Source organism: Curtobacterium sp. PsM8 (genome assembly GCF_030433875.1).
In the GTDB taxonomy this organism is placed as follows: domain Bacteria; phylum Actinomycetota; class Actinomycetes; order Actinomycetales; family Microbacteriaceae; genus Curtobacterium.
The window spans coordinates 1-1,622 of sequence record NZ_JARUXD010000145.1 but is presented as its reverse complement, the minus strand read 5'-3'; the positions used below and the strand labels follow the sequence as shown (position 1 = coordinate 1,622).

Genomic DNA, 1,622 nt, shown 5'->3' with positions numbered 1-1,622 from the left:
GGTCGCGGCCGCCCCGCGCGTCACGCCGCCGGGACTCGCCGTCGCCCCCCGCCGACCGGTCACGGATCGTTGTTCTGACGCCTCCGGACCGACGGTCTTCGACCGGTCGGCGGAGGGGAAGCGGGGTGTCGTGACCGCTCGCGGCGGCGCCCGCCGCCCGCCGCCCGCCGTCCGCAGCGCCTCAGACGGACGCGCGCCAGTCGTCGACGTCGACGTCGTCGTCGAGGGGCAGCGCGATCGACGACGTCGGCGGGTTGATCAGCGTCCGCTCGTCCCGGCGGTGCCGCAGCACGTCGTTGATGTACGCGGTCGTCGCCTCGGGCAGCGAGACCGACCGCTCCTCTTGCTGGGACATGAACCAGCGGTGTTCGAGCAGCTCGTGGAACACCTCGGCCGGTTCGAGTCGCCCACGCAGGTCACGGGGGATGGCACGGACGACGGGCTCGAACACCCGCGAGACCCACTCGTGCGCGACCATCTCCTCGTCGAGCTCCTCGCGGCCGTTGCGTGCCCGGTACGCGTCGAGGTCGTTGAGCAGTCGTCGGGCCTGGTTCTCCTCGGCGTCGAGACCGGTCAGGCGCAGCAGGCGACGCTGGTGGTGGCCGGCGTCGACGACCTTCGGCTGGATCCGGACCTGGGAACCGGCGTCGGCGGTGCGGATCGACAGTTCCTCGATGTCGAAGCCGAGGGCGTTCAGCCGCTCGACGCGGTCGTTGATGCGCCACCGCTCGGCGGCGTCGAACTGCTCGGTGCCGGTCAGCTCGGTCCACAGCGTGCGGTACTGCGCCACGATCCGGTTCGACACGTCGACGGGGTCGGCGTTCTCGTCCAGGCGTCCGCCGGCCTCGAGGTCCAGGAGCTCCCCGGCGATGTTCACGCGGGCCACCTCGAGGTCGTTCTCGCGCTGCCCGTTCGACAGGCCGCCCGGGTAGAGCTTGCCGGTCTCGGCGTCGACCAGGTACGCCGCGAACGAGCCGGCGTCGCGCCGGAACAGCGTGTTCGAGAGCGAGACGTCACCCCAGTAGAAACCGATGACGTGCAGCCGGACGAGCAGGAGCGCGAGGGCGTCCACGAGCCGGGTCGCGGTGTCCGGGCGGAGCGTCTGTGAGTACAGCGCGCGGTAGGGGAGCGAGAAGCGCAGGTGCCGGGTGACCAGCACGGGCTGGAGTTCCTCGCCCTCGCGGCCGACGCGGTTGGTGATCACCGCGACCGGGTCGACGCACGGCACGTCCATCCGCTGCAGCGTCCGGAGCATGTCGTACTCGGACCGGGCCAGCTCGGCGCTGGTCTCCTTCACCGCGACGACGTAGCCGCTGAGGTGCACGAACCGCACCAGGTGGCGCGAGATGCCCTTCGGCAGCGCGACGATCGTCTCCTCCGGCCAGGCGTCGAGCGGCAGGTCCCACGGCAGGTCGAGCAGGCCGGGGTCGACGGTGGCTGCGGTGATGGTCATGGAGTCGGGCACAGCGGGTTCCTCTGGGTACTGGGGCGAGAACGGACGGGAGGCGCGGTGCCAGCTGGCACCTGTCTCTTATTCACAACTCCGAGCCCACGAGACGAACGCAATAAGATCGTATGCCGTCGTCTGCTTGAAAAAAAAAAAGGGGGGGGGGGGGGGGGGG

At 70.7% G+C, this 1,622-nt stretch carries 1 protein-coding gene; it reads right to left on the bottom strand.

Annotated features, from left to right (window positions below):
• Window positions 1-181 precede the first annotated feature (181 nt).
• Window positions 182-1,465: a DUF4032 domain-containing protein gene (locus QCD68_RS17150; RefSeq protein WP_301223885.1), complete on the bottom strand. Its 1,284-nt coding sequence runs from the start codon at window positions 1,463-1,465 to the stop codon at window positions 182-184.
• Window positions 1,466-1,622: the final 157 nt, after the last annotated feature.